Origin of the sequence: Streptomyces sp. NBC_01006 (assembly GCF_045162725.1) — a bacterium.
Taxonomy (GTDB): Bacteria; Actinomycetota; Actinomycetes; order Streptomycetales; family Streptomycetaceae; genus Streptomyces.
In genome coordinates this window covers 5,810,311-5,829,854 of the sequence record NZ_CP108700.1, presented here as the reverse complement: position 1 = coordinate 5,829,854, position 19,544 = coordinate 5,810,311, and the positions used below count along the sequence as shown (strand labels likewise).

General features: G+C 70.8%; 17 protein-coding genes, 5 tRNA genes and 1 pseudogene. 5 read left to right on the top strand and 18 right to left on the bottom strand.

What is annotated here, in order from left to right; all coding sequences use genetic code 11:
• Window positions 1-98 precede the first annotated feature (98 nt).
• The gene (gene thiD, locus OG509_RS26840; protein ID WP_406185076.1) at window positions 99-902 is read right to left on the bottom strand and encodes a bifunctional hydroxymethylpyrimidine kinase/phosphomethylpyrimidine kinase; all 804 of its coding nucleotides are present in this window, start codon (window positions 900-902) and stop codon (window positions 99-101) included.
• Window positions 899-1,882 carry a thiamine-phosphate kinase gene (locus tag OG509_RS26835; protein ID WP_030162829.1) on the bottom strand — a complete coding sequence of 328 codons (984 nt, stop codon included), beginning with the start codon at window positions 1,880-1,882 and terminating at the stop codon, window positions 899-901. Before OG509_RS26835 ends, thiD begins: the two co-directional genes overlap by 4 nt.
• Before the next feature lie 244 nt (window positions 1,883-2,126).
• On the opposite strand from OG509_RS26835, the gene OG509_RS26830 reads away from it, so the two are divergent.
• Window positions 2,127-2,360 (top strand): Lrp/AsnC family transcriptional regulator, encoded by a 234-nt coding sequence (locus OG509_RS26830; protein WP_030162831.1) that lies wholly within the window; start codon window positions 2,127-2,129, stop codon window positions 2,358-2,360.
• Window positions 2,361-2,383: 23 nt separating this feature from the next.
• Complete coding sequence (locus tag OG509_RS26825; protein WP_406185073.1) at window positions 2,384-2,884, top strand: DUF3515 domain-containing protein; 501 nt, start codon at window positions 2,384-2,386, stop codon at window positions 2,882-2,884.
• 82 nt (window positions 2,885-2,966) lie between these two features.
• Here the strand turns inward: OG509_RS26825 and OG509_RS26820 are convergent, their stop codons facing one another.
• From OG509_RS26820 to OG509_RS26810, 3 genes are read right to left on the bottom strand one after another with little or no spacing between them, the layout of a single operon-like run.
• Window positions 2,967-4,124, bottom strand: a complete 1,158-nt coding sequence (locus OG509_RS26820) for a D-alanine--D-alanine ligase family protein (RefSeq protein WP_406185071.1) — start codon at window positions 4,122-4,124, stop codon at window positions 2,967-2,969.
• Between the two features lie 39 nt (window positions 4,125-4,163).
• Window positions 4,164-5,174 (bottom strand): NAD(P)H-dependent glycerol-3-phosphate dehydrogenase, encoded by a 1,011-nt coding sequence (locus OG509_RS26815; protein ID WP_030162837.1) that lies wholly within the window; start codon window positions 5,172-5,174, stop codon window positions 4,164-4,166.
• The gene (locus OG509_RS26810; protein WP_406185069.1) at window positions 5,171-5,923 is read right to left on the bottom strand and encodes a lysophospholipid acyltransferase family protein; all 753 of its coding nucleotides are present in this window, start codon (window positions 5,921-5,923) and stop codon (window positions 5,171-5,173) included. Before OG509_RS26810 ends, OG509_RS26815 begins: the two co-directional genes overlap by 4 nt.
• A gap of 176 nt (window positions 5,924-6,099) precedes the next feature.
• On the opposite strand from OG509_RS26810, the pseudogene cofC reads away from it, so the two are divergent.
• A pseudogene (cofC, locus tag OG509_RS26805) lies at window positions 6,100-6,771 on the top strand (2-phospho-L-lactate guanylyltransferase); the annotation flags it as partial.
• Window positions 6,772-7,076: 305 nt separating this feature from the next.
• Here cofC and OG509_RS26800 read toward each other — a convergent pair.
• The 4 genes from OG509_RS26800 to leuC all read right to left on the bottom strand — a co-directional run bounded on the left by OG509_RS26800 (window position 7,077) and on the right by leuC (window position 10,279).
• A complete protein-coding gene (locus OG509_RS26800) occupies window positions 7,077-7,748 on the bottom strand; it encodes an HU family DNA-binding protein (RefSeq protein WP_385581330.1) in 672 nt (223 codons plus the stop codon).
• Between the two features lie 144 nt (window positions 7,749-7,892).
• Window positions 7,893-8,120 (bottom strand): hypothetical protein, encoded by a 228-nt coding sequence (locus OG509_RS26795; protein WP_008739877.1) that lies wholly within the window; start codon window positions 8,118-8,120, stop codon window positions 7,893-7,895.
• Window positions 8,121-8,257: 137 nt separating this feature from the next.
• On the bottom strand, window positions 8,258-8,851 hold the full coding sequence (gene leuD, locus OG509_RS26790; RefSeq protein WP_030162844.1) for a 3-isopropylmalate dehydratase small subunit: 594 nt from the start codon (window positions 8,849-8,851) through the stop codon (window positions 8,258-8,260).
• Between the two features lie 3 nt (window positions 8,852-8,854).
• The gene (gene leuC, locus OG509_RS26785; RefSeq protein ID WP_406185068.1) at window positions 8,855-10,279 is read right to left on the bottom strand and encodes a 3-isopropylmalate dehydratase large subunit; all 1,425 of its coding nucleotides are present in this window, start codon (window positions 10,277-10,279) and stop codon (window positions 8,855-8,857) included.
• 119 nt (window positions 10,280-10,398) lie between these two features.
• On the opposite strand from leuC, the gene ndgR reads away from it, so the two are divergent.
• Window positions 10,399-11,115, top strand: a complete 717-nt coding sequence (gene ndgR / locus OG509_RS26780) for an IclR family transcriptional regulator NdgR (RefSeq protein WP_037837458.1) — start codon at window positions 10,399-10,401, stop codon at window positions 11,113-11,115.
• Window positions 11,116-11,297: 182 nt separating this feature from the next.
• Here the strand turns inward: ndgR and OG509_RS26775 are convergent.
• The 9 genes from OG509_RS26775 to OG509_RS26735 form a co-directional block, all read right to left on the bottom strand.
• Window positions 11,298-11,370 (bottom strand) — tRNA-Glu (locus tag OG509_RS26775).
• A gap of 15 nt (window positions 11,371-11,385) precedes the next feature.
• Window positions 11,386-11,457: transfer RNA gene (locus tag OG509_RS26770), tRNA-Gln, on the bottom strand.
• 21 nt (window positions 11,458-11,478) lie between these two features.
• Window positions 11,479-11,551, bottom strand: a tRNA-Glu gene (locus OG509_RS26765).
• Window positions 11,552-11,614: 63 nt separating this feature from the next.
• A tRNA-Glu gene (locus OG509_RS26760) sits at window positions 11,615-11,687 on the bottom strand.
• Between the two features lie 27 nt (window positions 11,688-11,714).
• A tRNA-Gln gene (locus OG509_RS26755) sits at window positions 11,715-11,786 on the bottom strand.
• Window positions 11,787-11,872: 86 nt separating this feature from the next.
• The gene (locus OG509_RS26750) at window positions 11,873-12,601 is read right to left on the bottom strand and encodes an HAD family hydrolase (protein ID WP_406185066.1); all 729 of its coding nucleotides are present in this window, start codon (window positions 12,599-12,601) and stop codon (window positions 11,873-11,875) included.
• A gap of 132 nt (window positions 12,602-12,733) precedes the next feature.
• Window positions 12,734-14,248, bottom strand: a complete 1,515-nt coding sequence (gene gltX, locus OG509_RS26745; protein WP_406185064.1) for a glutamate--tRNA ligase — start codon at window positions 14,246-14,248, stop codon at window positions 12,734-12,736.
• Window positions 14,241-15,029 (bottom strand): fumarylacetoacetate hydrolase family protein, encoded by a 789-nt coding sequence (locus OG509_RS26740; RefSeq protein WP_406185062.1) that lies wholly within the window; start codon window positions 15,027-15,029, stop codon window positions 14,241-14,243. The genes gltX and OG509_RS26740 overlap by 8 nt, the downstream gene beginning before the upstream one ends.
• A gap of 98 nt (window positions 15,030-15,127) precedes the next feature.
• Window positions 15,128-15,310: a hypothetical protein gene (locus OG509_RS26735; protein WP_406185060.1), complete on the bottom strand. Its 183-nt coding sequence runs from the start codon at window positions 15,308-15,310 to the stop codon at window positions 15,128-15,130.
• Window positions 15,311-15,875: 565 nt separating this feature from the next.
• Between OG509_RS26735 and OG509_RS26730 the strand changes: the two genes are divergently transcribed.
• Window positions 15,876-19,541: a nitrate- and nitrite sensing domain-containing protein gene (locus tag OG509_RS26730; protein ID WP_406185059.1), complete on the top strand. Its 3,666-nt coding sequence runs from the start codon at window positions 15,876-15,878 to the stop codon at window positions 19,539-19,541.
• Window positions 19,542-19,544: the final 3 nt, after the last annotated feature.

Below are 19,544 nucleotides of genomic sequence, written 5' to 3'. Positions count from 1 at the left end.
CGTGGACCGGCCTTTTGCCTTGTCCGGACCTTCGGACCCGGACATGAAGAGGACCACCGCGTCACGTGACGCGGTGGTCCTCTGTCGTCCTGCCGTCGTCAGCGGTGCCACTGCCAGGCGTGGTCCACCGGGCCGATGCCGCCGCCGAGCGCGAAGCCGGCCGCGATGGCGCCGCTCACGTACTCCTTGGCCTCCATGACCGCCTGCGGTACGTCCTGCCCCTTGGCGAGCCCCGCGGCTATCGCACTGGCCAGGGTGCAGCCGGTGCCGTGGGTGTGCCGGTTGTCGTGGCGCGGCGCCCGCAGCCACAGCTGCGTGTCCCCGTCGGTGAGCAGGTCGGCGGCCTCGCCCCCGTGGGCGGCCAGGTGCCCGCCCTTGATCAGCGCCCACTGCGGCCCGTACGCGAGGACGGCGTCCGCGGCGCGCCGCATGTCGTCCTCGCTCTCCACCACCACGCCCGTGAGCTGCGCCACCTCGTCCAGGTTCGGGGTGGCCACGGTGGCCCGCGGCAGCAGCTCCTTGCGTACGGCGTCCAGCGCCGAGGCGACGAGCAGTGCGTCCCCGTGCTTGGAGACCCCGACCGGGTCGACGACGGCGGGGGCGGAGGTGGCGGCCAGCAGTTCGGCCACCGTCTCCACCAGCGCGGTGGAGGCCAGCATCCCGGTCTTGACGGCGTGGACGCCGATGTCGTCCACGACGGCCCGGTACTGGGCCTTCACGGCCTCGGCGGGCAGTTCCCAGACCCCCTGCACCCCGAGGGAGTTCTGCGCGGTCACGGCCGTCACCACGCTCATCCCGTGCACGCCCAGTGCCAGCATCGTCTTGAGATCGGCCTGGATCCCGGCGCCACCGCCGGAATCGGATCCGGCGACGGTCAGGCACAGCGGTGGCGCGTCGGTCATCTGGAGGTCTCCTCGGTGGACGGGTCGGAGCCGAAGTGGTCCCAGCCGCCGGTGCTCGTCCAGGGGGCGCCGTCCACGGTCACCTGGGGCAGCGCGGACCGGTTCAGCACCTCCCCGATGACCTTCCACCGGGCCGGCAGTTTCACGTCGGGCGGGAAGGTCGCCACGATGGCGTGATCTTCTCCTCCGGTGAGCACCCACTGCAAGGGGTCGACCCCGACGGCCTGCCCGATGTCGTGCATCTGCGTCGGGATGTCGACGGCCGCCGAGCGCAGGTCGATCCGTACCTTGCTGGCCTCCGCGATGTGCCCGAGGTCGGCGATCAGGCCGTCGCTGACGTCGGTCATCGCGGTGGCACCGAGCCCGGCGGCCGCGGGGCCCGCGTGGTACGGGGGTTCGGGGCGCCGGTGCGCCTCGACGAAGGCCCGCGGGGAGCGGAACCCGCGCGAGAGCACGGCGAATCCGGCCGCGGACCAGCCCAGCCAGCCCGTGACGGCCACGACGTCGCCGGGCTGGGCGCCGGAGCGCAGCACGGGCTCGTGGTTGCGCAGGTCGCCGAGGGCGGTGATGGCCACGGTGATGGTGTCCCCGCGGACGACGTCGCCGCCGACCACGGCCGCGCCGGCGACCTGGCACTCGTCGCGGATGCCGTCCATGAGCTCGGTCGGCCAGGTGACCGGCAGCTCGGCCGGGACGACGAGGCCGAGCAGCAGCGCGGTCGGCACCGCGCCCATGGCGGCGATGTCGGCGAGGTTCTGCGCGGCGGCCTTGCGGCCGACGTCGTACGCGGTGGACCAGTCGCGCCGGAAGTGCCTGCCTTCCAGCAGGATGTCGGTGCTCGCCACGACCCGCCGGTCGGGGGCCGACACGACCGCGGCGTCGTCGCCCGGTCCGAGCCGGACCGCCGGGGTGGTGGTGAGCCGTGAGGTGAGCTCCCGAATGAGCCCGAACTCCCCCAGCTCGCCCACAGTGCCCTTCATCGCTGTGCCCCTTCTTGCCCAGTCCGCTTGCGGTCGCGAGCCGTCACAGCTCTGGGTACCGTCAACAGATACGTCAACTTCTGCTCTCCGTACGCCCCGCTGTGCGTGGCGCCGTGCCCCCGGGTCTCCCCGTGGTGCTCGGCAACGCGGTACCGTGGCGTCCCTTCTTCCCCGGGCCCACCCGAATCCCTGGGCCCACCCGAAGGTTAGGGGAATCGATCCTCGTGGCCGCCCTGGAGGTTCCGTGGTACAGGCGTACATCCTTATCCAGACCGAGGTGGGCAAGGCGTCGTTCGTCGCCGAGTCCATCAGCCAGATCCCGGGGGTGATCCAGGCCGAGGACGTGACGGGGCCGTACGACGTGATCGTGCGCGCCCAGGCCGACACCGTGGACGAGCTCGGCCGCATGGTCGTCGCCAAGGTGCAGCAGGTGGAGGGCATCACCCGCACCCTGACCTGCCCGGTGGTCCATCTGTAGCCCCCGTCTACTCTTGGCCGGTGATGACCCTCCACCGCCGGCCCCTGCGTCTGCCCGCCCTGCCCGTACTGGTCGCGGTACTGGCCCTCGCGGGCTGTACCCCGGGTGACTCCGAAGCCCGGGTGGACCCGCCGCCCACGCCGCCCGCCGACGTCGCGGGGTTCTGTGCAGCACTGCACGGGGAACTCCCGGAGACGGTGGCCGGCCTGGCGCGGGCCAAGGCAGTGCCGGAGTCGGATCTGACCGCCGCGTGGGGCGGCTCGGCGATCGTACTGCGGTGCGGTATCCCCAAGCCCCCCGAGATGGCTGATCCGAAGCAGGAGGGCGTCGAGGTCAACGGCGTCCGGTGGCTGCTGCAGAAGGTCCCCGACAGCGCCGGCGGGGGGTTCCGGTTCATCACCGGGATGCGGCTCGCGTACACCGAGGTCCGGGTCGACAAGGAGCATGCCACGGATGCGGGGATGCTCGTCGGGCTGTCCGCCGTCGTGGCCAAGACCGTCCCGGAGGGCATCTCCTCGTACTGACGGGGCCCTGCGCCCCTTCGCACACCGACCGCCCGCCGGGAATCCCGGCGGGCGGTCGGCATGTACGGCGCTGCGGCTGCGGTCAGCGCAGGCCGGTGGAGCGGCTCAGGGCCGCCTGGATCAGGCGGTCCACCAGCTCCGGGTACTCGATGCCCGACTCCTGCCACATCCGCGGGTACATGGAGATCGGGGTGAAGCCCGGCATCGTGTTGATCTCGTTGATGACGAACGTGCCGTCCTCGGTGAGGAAGAAGTCGGCGCGCACGAGGCCCTCGCAGGACGCGGCGTCGAACGCCTCGATCGCGAGCCGCTGCACCTCGGCGGTCTGCTCCGGGGTGAGCGGAGCGGGCACGATCCCGGAGGCGGAGTCGATGTACTTCGCCTCGAAGTCATAGAAGTCGTGGCTGGAGACCGGCGGGATCTCGGCGGGCACGCTCGCGCGCGGCCCGTCCTCGAACTCCAGCACCCCGCACTCGATCTCGCGGCCGCGCAGCAGCGCCTCCACGATGATCTTCGGGTCGTGGCGCTGTGCCTCGCGGATCGCCGCGTCCAGGCCGGAGGCGTCCTCGACCTTGGTGATGCCGATGGAGGAGCCGGCCCGGGCGGGCTTGATGAACAGCGGCCAGCCGTGCTCACCGGCGAAGTCCAGGATCCGCGCCTTGGTGGCGTCCCGGTCGGCGTCCCACTCGCGGGGCCGGACGGTCACGTACGGGCCGACGGGGAGGCCGAAGGAGGTGAAGACGCGCTTCATGTACTCCTTGTCCTGGCCGACGGCCGAGGCGAGGACGCCCGAGCCGACGTACGGGATGCCGGAGAGCTCCAGCAGGCCCTGCAGGGTGCCGTCCTCTCCGTACGGGCCGTGCAGCATCGGGAAGACGACGTCGACCTCGCCCAGGGCCTTGGGGACGGCTCCGGGCTCGGTGTAGACGACCTCGCGGTTGGCCGGGTCGACGGAGAGTACGACGGCGCCGTCCTCGGAGTCCGCGAGCTCCTCGACGCTCGGCAGCTTGCGGTCGGCGATGGCCATCCGCGCGGGCTCGTCGGCGGTCAGCGCCCACCGGCCGTCCGTGGTGATGCCGATGGGCAGCACCTCGTACTTGGACCGGTCGATGGAGCGCAGCACGGCGCCCGCGGTGACGACCGAGATGGCGTGTTCCGAGCTGCGGCCGCCGAACACGACGGCCACGCGGGGCTTGCGGCCCTGCTGCTCAGGGGTCTGGGGGAGGTTCTCGCTGCTCATATCGCCACGACGATACCCGGTCGGGCGTCCGGAAAGGAGTCAGCGGCGTTCCGGTTTGGCGCTGCGCCCCATCAGTTCCTTCAGCGCGACCAGCGGCGGCTTGCCGTGGTGGACGATGTCGACCACGGTGTCGGTGATCGGCATGTCCACCCCGTGGCGGCGGGCCAGATCGGCCACCGACTGGCAGGACTTGACGCCCTCGGCGGTCTGCTTGGTGACCGCGATGGTCTCCTCCAGCGTCATTCCGCGGCCGAGGTTGGTGCCGAAGGTGTGGTTCCGGGAGAGCGGCGAGGAGCAGGTGGCGACGAGGTCGCCGAGGCCCGCGAGACCGGAGAAGGTGAGCGGGTCGGCCCCCATGGCCAGGCCCAGCCGGGTCGCTTCGGCGAGGCCCCGGGTGATGAGGGAGCCCTTGGTGTTGTCGCCCAGTCCCATGCCGTCCGCGATGCCGACGGCGAGGCCGATGACGTTCTTGACGGCGCCGCCCAGCTCGCAGCCGATGACGTCGGTGCTCGTGTACGGGCGGAAGTACGGGGTGTGGCAAGCCGCCTGGAGGCGCTGCGCGACGGCCTCGTCGGAGCAGGCGACGACGGCGGCGGCCGGCTGCCGGGCGGCGATCTCGCGGGCCAGGTTGGGGCCGGTGACGACGGCGACGCGCTCGGCGGGGACCTTGGCGACCTCCTCGATGACCTCGCTCATGCGCTTGGCGCTGCCGAGTTCGATGCCCTTCATCAGGGAGACGAGCACGGCGTCGGCGGGCAGCAGCGGGGCCCATTCGGCGAGGTTGCCGCGCAGGGTCTGGGAGGGGATGGCGAGGACCGCGTAGTCGGCGCCGGCCGCGGCCTCGGCCGGGTCGGTGGTGGCGCGCATGTTCGCGGGGAGTTCGACGTCCGGGAAGTAGTCCGGGTTGGTCCGGCCGGTGTTGATGGCGTCGACGACCTCGCGGCGGCGGCCCCACAGGGTCACCTCGCAGCCTGCGTCGGCGAGCACCATGCCGAAGGCCGTGCCCCAGGAGCCGGTTCCGAAGACGGCTGCCTTCACGGGACGTGTCACTTCAGGTCCTCCCCCGCGGCCTTGCGCCGCTGTTCCAGCCTGGCCTTGCGGTGGTCGTACGGCTGCTCCGGCGCCTTCTCGCCGCGCAGCTCCTCCAGCAGCTCCGTGATGGCCGCCATGATGGTCTCGGTGACCTCCTTGAGCACGTCCGGGGTGGGCTCCAGGTCGTAGAACTCGGAGAGGTCCACGGGGGGTCCGGCCAGTACCTGGAGGGTCTTGCGCGGGAACAGGCGGACCTTGTCCTCCTTGGCGTAGGGCGGCATCGCGAGGTTCGCGCCCCACTGGGCCACCGGAATGACCGGCGCCCTGGTCATCAGCGCCACCCGCGCCGCGCCGGTCTTGCCGGCCATCGGCCACATGTCCGGATCGCGGGTGAGGGTGCCTTCCGGATAAAAGGCCACGCATTCGCCGCGCTCGATCGCGTCCACGGCGGCCCGGAATGCGTCCAGGGCGTTGGTGGTCTCGCGGTAGACCGGGATCTGGCCGGAGCCGCGCAGGATCGCGCCGACAATGGGGACCTTGAAGAGGGCCGCCTTGGCGAGCAATCGGGGCACCCGGCCGGTGTTGTACTGGAAGTGCGCGTAGGAGAGCGGGTCCAGATACGAGTTGTGATTGACCGCCGTGATAAACCCGCCGCCGGCCGGAATGTGATCCATTCCCCGCCAGTCCCGCTTGAAGAGCACCACCAGCGGCGGTTTTGCGATGACCGCCGCCAGGCGGTACCAGAAGCCGATTCTGCGGCGGGACACTCGGACACCTTCCTCTAGGACCGGTGCGCGGCTGGGCACCTGGTCGGCCGGACAAGTGTGGCCTCAGGTCCGGTCTCTGTCGAGAACACCGTACGCCCCGCCCGGAGCACCGGACCTACGGGCCGACCGGGCAGAGGCGACAATGGGCCGACGCATGACCAGGCCATGACCCGGCCATGGTCCACGCATGGACGGACGCGCACCGGAGGGAAGGGGGGTCCGCCACGAACGCGGTCTGGAGTCTGGTGGTCCCGTTGAAGCCCCTGGCGGTGGCCAAGAGCCGTCTCGCGGCGGCCGTGGGCGCATCCCGCCCCGGGCTCGCGCTGGCCTTCGCGCAGGACACCGTGGCGGGGGCGCTGGCCTGCGCGGCGGTGGCGGATGTGGTGGTCGTCACGGACGACGCCGAGGCCGGAAGGGAACTGGCGCGGCTGGGGGCGCGGATCGTGCCGGACGCCCCGGCCGCCGGACTCAACGCGGCGCTGGCCCACGGGGCGCGGGAGATACGCAGGGCCCGGCCGGGGGCGGCGGTGGCAGCGATGAACGCGGATCTGCCCGCACTGCGGCCGCCGGAATTGCTACGCGTGCTCGAAGCCGCATCCGTATTTCCCCGGGCATTTCTGGCGGACGCGGCGGGAATCGGCACGACGCTGCTTTCCGCTGCGCCGGACGTGGAATTGACACCCTCGTTCGGAGGTCCGTCACGGGCCCGTCATTCGGCTTCGGGAGCTGCGGAAATAGCCCTCGCGGACGTCGAGAGCGTACGCCGGGACGTGGACACGGGAGCGGATCTGCGGACGGCCCTCGCCCTCGGGGTGGGCCGTCACACGGCCCGATACAGTGCCCGTATGCAGGCGACCGCGTACACGTACGACTCCCAGACCCGCAGCGGCAGTGTGCTGCTGGACGACGGCACCCCGGTGCCCTTCGAGGCCCCGGCCTTCGAGGCGGGCGGCCTGCGGCTGCTGCGGCCCGGGCAGCGGGTCCGGATCGAGACGGACGGCGAGGGCCCGGCCCTGCGGATCACGCTGGTCACCCTGCAGACCTTCTGACCTCACCGCCGCGACCCTTCTGACCTGCACGGACAGCGCGGACAGCACCGCGGGCCGGCTTCCCCAGGAGGGGGAAGCCGGCCCGGCGTGTGTGACTCGTGGCCTTACTTCTTGCGGGCCGTGGTCTTCTTCGCGGTGGTCTTGCGCGCCGTCGTCTTCTTGGCGGGCGCCGTGGTCTTCGCGGTGGCCTTCTTGGCCGCCGGAGCCGTCTTCTTGGCGGTGGCGGTGGTCTTCTTCGCCGTCGCCGCGGCCTTCTTGGCGGTGGCGGTGGTCTTCTTGGCCGTCGCCGTGGTCTTCTTCGCCGCGGCGGTCTTGGCGACCACCTTCTTGGCGACGACCTTCTTCGCGGTGGTCTTCTTGGCGACCGTGGTCCTCGCCGCCGCCTTCTTGGCGGTCGTGGCCTTCTTGGCCACGGCCTTCTTGACCGTCGCGGAAGCACCGCCGGAGAGGCTGCCCTTGGGCGCCTTCTTCACCGACACCTCGCCGCCCTTGGGCAGCTTCTTGGTGCCCGCGACCAGGTCCTTGAAGCCCTGGCCCGCGCGGAAGCGGGGAACAGAGGTCTTCTTGACCCGGACGCGCTCACCCGTCTGCGGGTTGCGGGCGTAGCGGGCCGGGCGGTCGACCTTCTCGAACGAGCCGAAGCCCGTGACCGAGACCCGGTCGCCCGCGACCACAGCGCGGACCATCGCGTCCAGTACCGCGTCGACAGCGTCCGCGGCCTGCTGGCGGCCGCCCAGCTTGTCGGCAATCGCTTCTACGAGCTGCGCCTTGTTCACGTCTTCCCCTTCGGAGACTTCGCCAGAACGAATGTGTTCAAGCTTATTTCGCACGTTAGGCGGATATATACCGCAAATCAAACACGAAACGGGCTAATCACCCTAGTGCCGCAACGGTGTAGGTCGTTACGGAGTTCCTTCGCATCAGTCGCCTTCAGGGAATCGACCCTCGTCGAGGTCCTTCATCAACCTGTCCAGGCGCCTTGCCGCATCGGCGAGATCGTGCTTCGCCGCGGCCGTGACGACCAACAGCTTCCGGGACAGCGCCATCCTTACGCCCTCCGGGACTTGCAGTGTGCGCACCCTTGTGTGTGCTTCTTTCAGCCGGTCCGCGACGAGTTCGTAGAGCTCAAGTTGACTGTCGCGTTCCATGCACAGATTGTGCCATCTGGGGCGAGTTGTCGCCTCACGGGGCCTCAACACACGGCTGTGCCCCCCGCCCGAAGGCGGGGGGCACAGTGTTGTCGATGTGATCACCCATAGGTGAATAAGCGCTGATCAGGCTGGAATCAGGCCCTAATCGTGCGCGGCTTGAAGCTCGGTCGGGCGCTTTCGTACGTGTCGATGTCCGCTTCGTTCTGAAGGGTGAGCGAGATGTCGTCCAGACCCTCCAGCAGGCGCCAGCGGGCGTTGTCGTCGAGTTCGAACTCCGCCTCGATGCCTGCCGCGCGGACCTGGCGGGCGACCAGGTCGACCGTCACCTCGGCGGTCGGGTCGGCCTCGGTCAGCTCCCACAGCCGGTCGACGGTCTCCTGCGGCAGGACCACGGTCAGCAGACCGTTTTTCAGCGAGTTGCCGCGGAAGATGTCGGCGAAGCGGGAGGAGATGACTGTCTTGAACCCGAAGTTCTGCAGGGCCCAGACGGCGTGCTCGCGCGAGGAGCCGGTGCCGAAGTCGGGACCGGCGACCAGCACGGTCGCGCCCTGGCGCTCGGGGCGGTTCGTGACGAACTCGGGGTCCTTGCGCCAGGCCTCGAAGAGCCCGTCCTCGAACCCGTCGCGGGTGATCTTCTTCAGCCAGTGGGCCGGGATGATCTGGTCGGTGTCCACGTTGCTGCGGCGCAGCGGGACGGCCCGGCCGGTGTGGGTGGTGAAGGCTTCCATGGTTCAGACTCCGGCGGTCGCGGTGGCGTCGGACAGGTCGGCGGGCGAGGCCAGATGGCCCAGCACCGCGGTGGCGGCGGCCACCTGCGGGGAGACCAGGTGGGTCCGACCGCCCTTGCCCTGCCGGCCCTCGAAGTTGCGGTTGGAGGTGGACGCGGAGCGCTCACCGGGGGCCAGTTGGTCGGGGTTCATGCCCAGGCACATCGAGCAGCCCGCGTGCCGCCATTCGGCCCCGGCCTCCTTGAAGACCTTGTCCAGGCCCTCCTCCACCGCCTGCAGGGCGACCCGGACGGAGCCCGGGACGACCAGCATCCGTACGCCGTCGGCGACTTTGCGGCCCTCGATGATGCCGGCGACGGCGCGCAGGTCCTCGATACGGCCGTTGGTGCACGAACCTACGAAGACGGTGTCGACCTTGATGTCCCGCAGCGGCTGCCCGGCCGTCAACCCCATGTACTCCAGGGCCTTTTCGGCGGCGTGGCGCTCCGAAGCGTCCTCGTACGAAGCCGGGTCGGGGACGTTCGCCGACAGCGGCGCGCCCTGGCCCGGGTTGGTGCCCCAGGTGACGAACGGCGACAGCGTGGCGCCGTCGATGACGACCTCGGCGTCGAAGACCGCGTCCTCGTCGGTGCGCAGGGTCTGCCAGTACGCGACCGCCGCGTCCCAGTCCTCGCCCTCGGGGGCGTGGTCGCGGCCCTTCAGGTAGTCGAAGGTGGTCCGGTCGGGGGCGATCATGCCCGCCCGGGCGCCGGCCTCGATCGACATGTTGCAGATGGTCATCCGCGCTTCCATCGAGAGCTTCTCGATGGCCTCGCCGCGGTATTCCAGGATGTAGCCCTGGCCGCCGCCGGTGCCGATCTTCGCGATGATCGCCAGGATCAGGTCCTTGGCGGTGACGCCCTCGGCCAGCTCGCCGGTGACGGTGATGGCCATGGTCTTCGGGCGGGCCAGCGGCAGCGTCTGGGTGGCCAGCACGTGCTCGACCTGGCTGGTGCCGATGCCGAAGGCCAGCGCGCCGAAGGCGCCGTGCGTGGAGGTGTGCGAGTCACCGCAGACCACGGTGGTGCCCGGCTGGGTCAGGCCCAGCTGCGGTCCCACCACGTGGACGACGCCCTGCTCGACATCGCCCAGGGAGTGCAGGCGTACCCCGAACTCGGCGCAGTTCGCCCGCAGCGTCTCCAGCTGGGCCCGGGAGACCGGGTCGGCGATGGGCTTGTCGATGTCCAGCGTGGGGGTGTTGTGGTCCTCGGTGGCGATGGTGAGGTCCAGCCGCCGGACCTTGCGGCCGGCCTGGCGCAGGCCCTCGAAGGCCTGGGGGCTGGTCACCTCGTGCAGCAGGTGCAGATCAATGAAGAGGAGGTCGGGCTCGCCCTCGGCGCGCCGGACGACATGGTCGTCCCAGACCTTCTCCGCGAGTGTCCTACCCATCGCTTTCCCTCCGGCTCACCGTCCCGGACCCAGTGGTTCGTGGACCCGTACATACAGACTCGCTGGTTCTTGGAAAAATTGAACTTGCGTTTCACAGTGTGAGACGCGAATATCGTTTCATGGACAACTCTAGCGGCGTCGGCGTTCTCGACAAGGCAGCTCTGGTATTGAGCGCACTGGAGTCCGGTCCGGCCACCCTCGCCGGGCTGGTCGCGGCGACAGGGCTCGCACGACCCACGGCACATCGCCTGGCCGTGGCACTGGAACACCACCGGATGGTGGCGAGGGACATGCAGGGCCGGTTCATCCTCGGACCGCGGCTGGCGGAGCTCGCCGCCGCGGCCGGCGAGGACCGCCTGCTGGCCACGGCGGGACCGGTACTCACCCACCTCCGTGACGTGACGGGCGAGAGCGCGCAGCTCTACCGCCGTCAGGGAGACATGCGCATCTGCGTGGCGGCCGCCGAGCGGCTGTCGGGTCTGCGGGACACCGTCCCGGTGGGCTCGACGCTCCCGATGAAGGCGGGCTCGGCCGCGCAGATCCTGATGGCCTGGGAGGAGCCCGAGCGGCTCCACCGCGGGCTGCAGGGCGCGCGCTTCACGGCGACGGCCCTGTCGGGCGTACGACGCCGCGGCTGGGCGCAGTCGATCGGCGAGCGGGAGCCCGGCGTGGCGTCCGTCTCGGCGCCGGTGCGCGGGCCCTCGAACCGTGTCGTGGCCGCCGTCTCGGTCTCCGGGCCGATCGAGCGCCTGACCCGCCACCCGGGCCGGATGCACGCCCAGGCCGTCATCGACGCGGCCGCCCGCCTGTCGGAGGCCCTGCGCCGCTCCGGCTGACACCTCCCCGGCCGCAGGCCTTCCCCCCACTCCCCCCGGGCCCGGGGGCGCGTACGACGCCGCACACGTCCGAACACGCGCCTCCGGGCCCGCACTTGTAGGGGGCCGGGGCCGGCGTCGGGGTGAGTACGGGAACAGCGAAGAGGCCCTCCGCGATGAACGCGGAGGGCCTCTTCCGTGCGTACCCCCGACCGGATTCGAACCGGCGCTACCGCCTTGAGAGGGCGGCGTGCTAGGCCGCTACACAACGGGGGCTTGCTCTGTACTGCGCTGGGCTACCAGGACTCGAACCTAGAACAAAGGAACCAGAAACCTTCGTGTTGCCAATTACACCATAGCCCAATGTGGTCTATACCAGACCAGTACCCCCGACCGGATTCGAACCGGCGCTACCGCCTTGAGAGGGCGGCGTGCTAGGCCGCTACACAACGGGGGCCCTAGCGATCCTGCATCAAGACGTCCGGGAGCTACCCAATGGAGACCTTGCGGGAAGGATCTGTACCCCCGACCGGATTCGAACCGGCGCTACCGCCTTGAGAGGGCGGCGTGCTAGGCCGCTACACAACGGGGGCAAAGCACTGCGTTACTACTGCACTGCGCTGGGGTACCAGGACTCGAACCTAGAATAAGGGAACCAGAAACCCTCGTGTTGCCAATTACACTATACCCCACCGAAAGTCAACCCCCTGGGGGGCTTTTCTTTCGAGTGGCGCCTCCGTCCGGCCTTTCGGCCCGCTCCGGCGGCGCAGAAAGAACATTACCGGATGCCTGACCGTGCTCCAAAACGGGTATCCGAGGCCAGCAGCTCAGGGAGCCCGGCGAGACCGGCGATCCGGTGCACGCCCTCGGGGCCCGGCCCGCGCTCTCCGTCCCGGTCGAGCCAGACCGCGGTCAGGCCGGCGTCGCGGGCGCCGCGCGCGTCGATCTCCGGCTGGTCCCCCACGTACGCGACCTCGCCCGGCGGCAGTCCGAGTGCCTCGCAGGCGGCGAGGAAGGCCTGCGCCTCCGGCTTGCTGACGCCCAGTTCCGCTGCGCAGACCAGCACCTCGAAGCGCTCGCGCAGGCCGAGATGGCGCAGCTTCGGGTCCTGGTTGGCCGTGGAGGAGTTGGAGAGCACCCCGTGCCGGTAATCGCCCGCCAGGGCGTCCAGTACGGGCACGACGTCGGGGAACAGGGTCCAGGCGGCCTTGTAGTGCACGACGTACCGGTCGAACCAGTCGTCGGCCTCGGCAGGGCCCATCCCGGGCTCGCCGAGGAAGTCCCGTACGCGGTCGCGGCGCTGCTCCTGGAAGGTCACCTCGCCGGCGGCGAAGCGGTCCCAGTGCCGGGTGGTGATCTCCCGCCACAGCGCGAGCGCCTCCTGCGGGGACCCGTACCGCTCCGCGATGCCCTCCTCGGTGAGCCGGCGCGCGAGGCCGGCGCTGTCCGCCCCGGTGTAGTCGAACAGGGTGTCGTCGATGTCCCACAGCACGGCGCGGATCGGCATACGTCCGACGCTACGACATATCGCGGCGCCGCCTCCAGGTTTTGCCGATGTCCACGGCCCGCGACACGTGTCAGGGGGCGGCGGCCGGGGTTCCGGCTGCCGCCCCCTGAGGGACGTACGTACGGGCGCCGCCTAGGCGGCGAGCTTCGCCAGGGCCGCGTCGATGCGGGACAGCGAGCGCTCCTTGCCCAGGATCTGGAGGGACTCGAAGAGCGGCAGGCCGACCGTGCGGCCGGTGACGGCCACGCGGACCGGGGCCTGGGCCTTGCCGAGCTTGAGGCCGTGGGCCTCGCCGGCGGTCAGGACGGCCTGCTTGAGGGACTCCGGGTCCGACCAGTCGGCCGCCTCCAGGTTGGCGCGCGCCGTGGTCAGCAGGGCCGCGGGCTCGCCCTTCATCGCCTTGTCCCACGACGCCTGGTCCTCGACCGGCTCCTTCAGGAACAGGAAGTCGACGTTGGCCGTGATGTCGGAGAGGACCGTGACGCGGGTCTGGGCGTACGGCGCGATGGCCGCCCAGGCCTCGGCGTCGAAGTCCTCGGGCGCCCAGTTGGCGTGCGGGGCCTGGAGCCAGGGGGTGCAGGCGTCCGCGAAGGCCTTGGGGTCGAGGAGGCGGATGTGGTCGCCGTTGATCGACTCGGCCTTCTTGAGGTCGAAGCGCGCCGGGTTGGCGTTCACGCCGTCGATGTCGAACTTCGCCACCATCTCCTCGATCGAGAAGACGTCCTGGTCCTTGGAGAAGGACCAGCCGAGGAGCGAGAGGTAGTTCAGCAGACCCTCGGGGAGGAAGCCGCGCTCGCGGTACAGGTTGAGCGAGGACTCGGGGTCGCGCTTGGAGAGCTTCTTGTTGCCCTCGCCCATCACGTACGGCAGGTGGCCGAACTGCGGGACGTCCGTGGCGACGCCGATCTCCATCAGCGCCTTGTACAGCGCGATCTGGCGCGGGGTGGAGGACAGCAGGTCCTCTCCGCGGAGCACGTGCGTGATCTGCATCAGCGCGTCGTCGACCGGGTTGACGAGCGTGTAGAGCGGCGCGCCGTTGGCCCGCAGGATGCCGAAGTCCGGCACGTTCTCCGGGGTGAAGGTCAGCTCGCCGCGGACCAGGTCGGTGAAGGTGATCGGCTCGTCGGGCATCCGGAAGCGGACGATCGAGGGGCGGTGCTCGCCCTGGTACGCCTCCAGCTGCACCTGGGTCAGCTCGCGGCAGTGGCCGTCGTAGCCGGAGGGCTTGCCGGCGGCGCGGGCGGCGGCGCGGCGCGCGTCCAGCTCCTCGGTCGTGCAGTAGCAGTCGTACGCGTACCCGCCGTCGCGCAGGCGCTGGGCGACGTCCGCGTAGATGTCCATGCGCTCGGACTGGCGGTACGGGGCGTGCGGGCCGCCGACCTCGGGGCCCTCGTCCCAGGTGAAGCCGAGCCAGCGCAGCGAGTCGAGCAGCTGGTCGTACGACTCCTCGGAGTCGCGCGCCGCGTCGGTGTCCTCGATGCGGAAGACGAACGTACCGCCGTGGTGGCGGGCGAACGCCCAGTTGAAGAGGGCGGTCCGGACCAGGCCCACGTGGGGGTTGCCGGTCGGGGAGGGACAGAAACGTACGCGCGGGGGTACCCCCTGTTCGAGCGAAGTCGAGAGCTTGGGGGAGTTCGCGTTAGCCACGCTTGATCACCTTGTTGGTGAGAGTGCCGATGCCTTCGATGGTGACGGCGACCTCGTCGCCGACGTTGAGGGGGCCGACTCCGGCCGGGGTCCCCGTGAGGATGACGTCGCCCGGGAGCAGCGTCATGGCCTCGGTGATGTGGACGATCAGGTCCTCGATGGAGCGGACCATGTCGCTGGTGCGGCCGAGCTGGCGCTGTTCGCCGTTGACGGTGCACTGGATGGTCAGGTCGCTCGGGTCCAGATCGGTCTCGATCCAGGGGCCGAGGGGGCAGGCGCTGTCGAAGCCCTTGGCCCGGGCCCACTGCTTCTCGCGCTGCTGGACATCGCGCGCGGTGACGTCGTTGGCGCAGGTGTAGCCGAGGATCACGTCCTTGACGCGCTCCTTCGGGACCTCTCGGCACATGCGGCCGATGACCACGGCGAGCTCCGCCTCGTGGTGGAGGTCCTGGGAGAAGGAGGGGTACGTGATCGGGTCGCCCGGGCCGACCACCGAGGTGGAGGGCTTGAAGAAGGTGATCGGCGCGTCCGGGACCTGGTTTCCGAGCTCCGCCGCGTGCTCCGCGTAGTTGCGGCCGATGGCCACGACCTTGTTCGGGAGCACGGGCGGCAGCAGCCGGACCTTGTTCAGCGGGACCTTCGTGCCCGAGAGCTCGAAGTCCGCGAACGGGATGCCCTTGATGATGTCGAGGACGAGCTCACCCTCGGCGCCGGGGGCAGTGCTGCCCTCGACCGCGCCGAACGCGACATTGCCGTCGATGGAGAACCTGGCGATGCGCACGTGTTGCGTCTGCCCCTCTGTATTTCCGCTGGCTGGAGTCTGCGTGTCCAGGCTAACGCGGCGGGCAGCGGCGCTTCGCGCTCCTTTTGCCGAGTGGCTTACTGCGCGGCGGCGACCGGCGCGTCCATCAGGATCGTGCGGCGCGGGTTCGCGGTCTGGGCGGGCAGCTCGACGGGGTGCTCCGGAGCCTCGATCGCCTGCAGCTCTTCGGCGTCCTTGAGGTGCGCGAGGGTGGTGCGGCGGGGGTTGGCTATGTTGCGGAACATCATCGTCGTCTTCACGGTGTTTCGGGCCCTCGGCTCGGTTGTCGGGTGGGGGGTTGTCGGATCCTTCAACCCTGTAAAGGGCAAGGCTAAACATCCGATTCCCCGGCCCAACCGGGAAGTAATGGCCACGGCTGTGTGAGTTTGCTCACCTACGACCCGGCAATACGGGCATAACCGGCAGTCAATTTCGGGTGGCGAAACGGACATTGCGCCACTGAATCAGCCATTCCGCTCCTGATCATCTCGACTGGGACACCTTGCCAGCCACCGCGTTTGGTCGACGTAAGTCCGGTTCGTCCCGAAAGGCGGACCACATCGCGTAATCCCCTCATCGCATTCCGTGATCGCCGCTGCAGGCCGACACGCGCACCTTGTTGGAGATCCGCCACTGTGCTGGAATTCGCGGGACCGCCGCGGGAACAGCCGGCGCGCAGGTGGCGCGACACAGCGCCGCGCGCGGCGGCAAGGAGAGGGAGACGCGCCGGTCACCGACGACCACCATGGGGCCGAAATGCCCCACGACTCGACACCGTCCCACCGGTCGCCCGGCGGGACGCCTGGTCCAGAGGTTGCGACGCTAGTGCAGGGACGATTCAAGAGGGATGGCAGCGCTGCGGCGGAGCAGGAGCCGCGCGGCGGGACCGACCGTGGCTCCTCGCCCCAGCACGCCCAGAACCGCGGGCCGGCTGCCGAAGGCGCAGGCCCCGACTCCTCCACCACGGTGAACGCGGTGAAGGCGAAGGCGCGCCTCAAGCCCCGGGGCAAGACGAAGAGCGAAGAGCCGGCCGGCAAGGACGTGGCGATACCGAAGGCCCCGAGCGGGCCCGGTTCGCGATTCGCCATGCAGAACTGGCGCATCAGCACGCGACTCGTGTCGCTGCTGACCCTGCCGGTCGTCGCCGCCACCACGCTCGGTGGCTTCCGCATCAACGACTCGCTCAACGACATCGACCAGCTGGAGCACATGCAGCTGCTCACGACGATGACCCGGCAGGCCACCAACCTGGCCGCCATGCTCCAGGAGGAGCGGGACAAGTCGGCGGGTCCGCTGTCGGTCGACAAGTCGGGCAAGCCCAACAGCCTCGTCACGGGCGTACGCGACCAGACCGACGCCGCCGCCAAGGCCTTCCAGGCCGCGACCGACAAGGTCGACAGTGCGGAGGACAAGGACGAGACCCTCAAGTCGATCCGCAACAACATCCTGCAGATCGGCCGCCAGCTCACCGGCATCGAGGAAATCCGCAAGAAGGCGTACCAGAACGGCGCCCAGCAGACCGTCACCGAGTACAACGCGCTGATCGTCTCGCTGCTCTCGCTCTCCCAGGACATGGCGCAGGCCACCTCCAGCCCGGAGATGATCAAGCGTACGCGTGCCCTGGCGGCCTTCTCCTCCGCCAAGGAGTACGCCTCGATCCAGCGCGCCGTCATCGCCGCCTCGCTCCCCGAGAGCAGCGAGCGCGCGGGCACGCTCACCGAGAACGACCGCCTGTACGCCCTCTCCGCGCTCCGCGGCGAGAGCCAGTCGAAGAAGACCTTCGAACTCGTCTACCAGGGCAAGCCCGAGGAACTCCTCGCGGCGCTCGGCGACGGCAACACGGAGATCGGCACCGCCGACCACTACGCGCGCCGCGTCCTGAGCACCCAGGGGCAGTTCGGCAAGGAGAAGAACCGGTCCTGGATGGACTGGTACGACGCAGACGACACCAAGCTCCAGGCCATGAAGGTCATCGAGCTGACCCTGCTCGAGGACATGGAGCAGAAGGCCCGCGAGCTCAAGAACTCCTCGCAGCAGGACGCCATCATCAACGGTGCCCTGATCCTGCTCGTCCTCGGCGTCTCCCTCGTCGGTGCCTTCGTCATGGCGCGGTCGATGATCCGCTCGCTGCGCCGCCTGCAGGACACCGCGACCCGGGTCGCCCAGGACCGACTGCCGGAGCTCGTCAAGCAGCTGTCCGAGTCGGACCCGCAGGACGTGGACACGTCCGTGGAGTCGGTCGGCCTGCACACCCGCGACGAGATCGGCCAGGTGGCCGCGGCCTTCGACGACGTGCACCGCGAGGCCGTCCGCCTCGCCGCCGAGCAGGCCCTCCTCCGGGGCAACGTCAACGCGATGTTCACCAACCTCTCGCGCCGTTCGCAGGGCCTCATCCAGCGCCAGCTCTCGCTCATCTCCGAGCTGGAGTCGCGCGAGGCCGACCCGGACCAGCTGTCCTCGCTCTTCAAGCTCGACCACCTCGCGACCCGTATGCGCCGTAACGGCGAAAACCTCCTCGTCCTCGCGGGCGAGGAGCCGGGCCGCCGGTGGACCCGCCCCGTCCCGCTCGTCGACGTGCTCCGTGCCGCCGCGTCCGAGGTGGAGCAGTACGAGCGCATCGAACTCGCGTCGGTGCCCGGCACCGACGTCGCCGGCCGCGTCGTCAACGACCTCGTGCACCTCCTCGCCGAGCTGCTGGAGAACGCCACCTCGTTCTCCTCCCCGCAGACCAAGGTCAAGGTCACCGGTCACGCGCTGCCCGACGGGCGCGTGCTCGTCGAGATCCACGACACCGGCATCGGCCTCTCCCCCGAGGACCTCGCCGCGATCAACGAGCGGCTCGCCTCGCCGCCGACCGTGGACGTCTCCGTCTCCCGCCGCATGGGCCTGTTCGTGGTCGGCCGCCTGTCCCTGCGACACGGCATCCGCATCCAGCTGCGCCCGTCCGACTCGGGTGGTACGACGGCCCTCGTCATGCTGCCGGTGGACGTCGCCCAGGGCGGCAAGAAGCCGGGTCCGATGCCGGGCCAGGGCGGTCCGGGTGGTCCCGGCGGTCCGGGCTCCGGCGCTCCGCAGGGCATGCCGGGTGCTTCCGCGCAGGGTGCGGTCCCGGGCGGCGGCGCACGCCAGCCCGTCGGCGCCGGCCAGCAGCGCGGCCAGGTCTCCGGCGGCGGCCAGCGTGCCGCGCTGCCGGGACGCGACGGCGCCCCCGGTCAGCAGGGCCCGCAGGGCGGTCCCGGTGCACGTCCGCAGCAAGGCGGCCCGAGCGCGCGTCCGCAGGGCGGTGCGGGTATGACCGGCATGCCGGGCGCCCCGACCTCCCAGGGCCAGGGCGGCTTCGGCGACAGCGCGTTCGGCGGCGGTTCCCCACTGCCGGGCCGCGGTCCGGCCGGCGGTCCCGGCTCCCGTCCGATGCCCGCGCCCACGGCCTCCGGCCAGGGCGGATTCCCGCAGGGCAACGGCTTCGAGCGCCCGCAGCCCCCGCAGCAGCAGCCCGCCCCGACCGGCCCGGTCCCCTCGGCCCAGGCGCCCGCCGCCCCGGCTCCGCGCGGCGCCCGGCCGCAGCTGCCGCCGCGCGGTGGCGCCGCGCGTCCGGAGCTTCCGGGTGCGGGCGGCGGCCCCGCCGGGATCCCGCAGACCACCAGCTGGGGCGCCGACCAGGCGCGCCACGGCGGCCACGAGGTCCCGCGCGGCCACGACGAGCTCTCGGGCCCCGGTTCGACGGCCGAGTTCCCCCGTCCGGACTTCAACGCCCCGCGCCCGCCGGCCGGCAACAGCACCACCGGCCAGTTCGAGCGCCCGCAGCCGCGCGGTGCGGCGGATCCGTCCACCACGGGCCAGTTCGCCCGTCCGGACTTCCAGGCCCCGCGGCCCGGCGGTCCCGGTGTCGGCGGATTCGCCCCCCAGCAGCCGCAGGCTCCGCAGCTGCCGCAGGCCCACCAGCCGGAGGCACTGCCGCCGGCCCCGAGCACCGGCAACGAGCGCAGCCCGATCTTCGACACGCTGGAGTCGAACTGGTTCCACCAGGAGGGCCCGCAGCCCTCCGGTCAGGCGCCGGTTCCCCAGCAGCCGCAGCAGTCCGCCCCGGCTCCGGCTCCCCAGCAGCGCCTGCAGCAGCCGCTGCCGCAGCGCGGCCAGGAGCCCGCGGCCGAGTCCGCCCAGGCGACGACCGGCAGCTCGCCGACCGTCAGCTGGCGGTCCTCGCCGAACGACGAGCTGATGCGGCAGGCCGAGCGCGTGCGCCAGCCCGCCGCCGGCGGCATCACCACCTCGGGGCTGCCCCGCCGAGTACCACGGGCGAACCTCGTGGCCGGCACCGCGCAGCAGCAGTCCGACGCACAGTCGGGCCCGCAGGTCTCGCGAGCGCCGGACGACGTCCGCGGCCGTCTGACCAACCTCCGACGGGGTATCCAGCAGGGCCGTCAGGCCGGCAACAACGGCCCGGCGACCGGCAGTTACCACATCGACCCCACTTACCAGCAGGAGCGTTAGTTG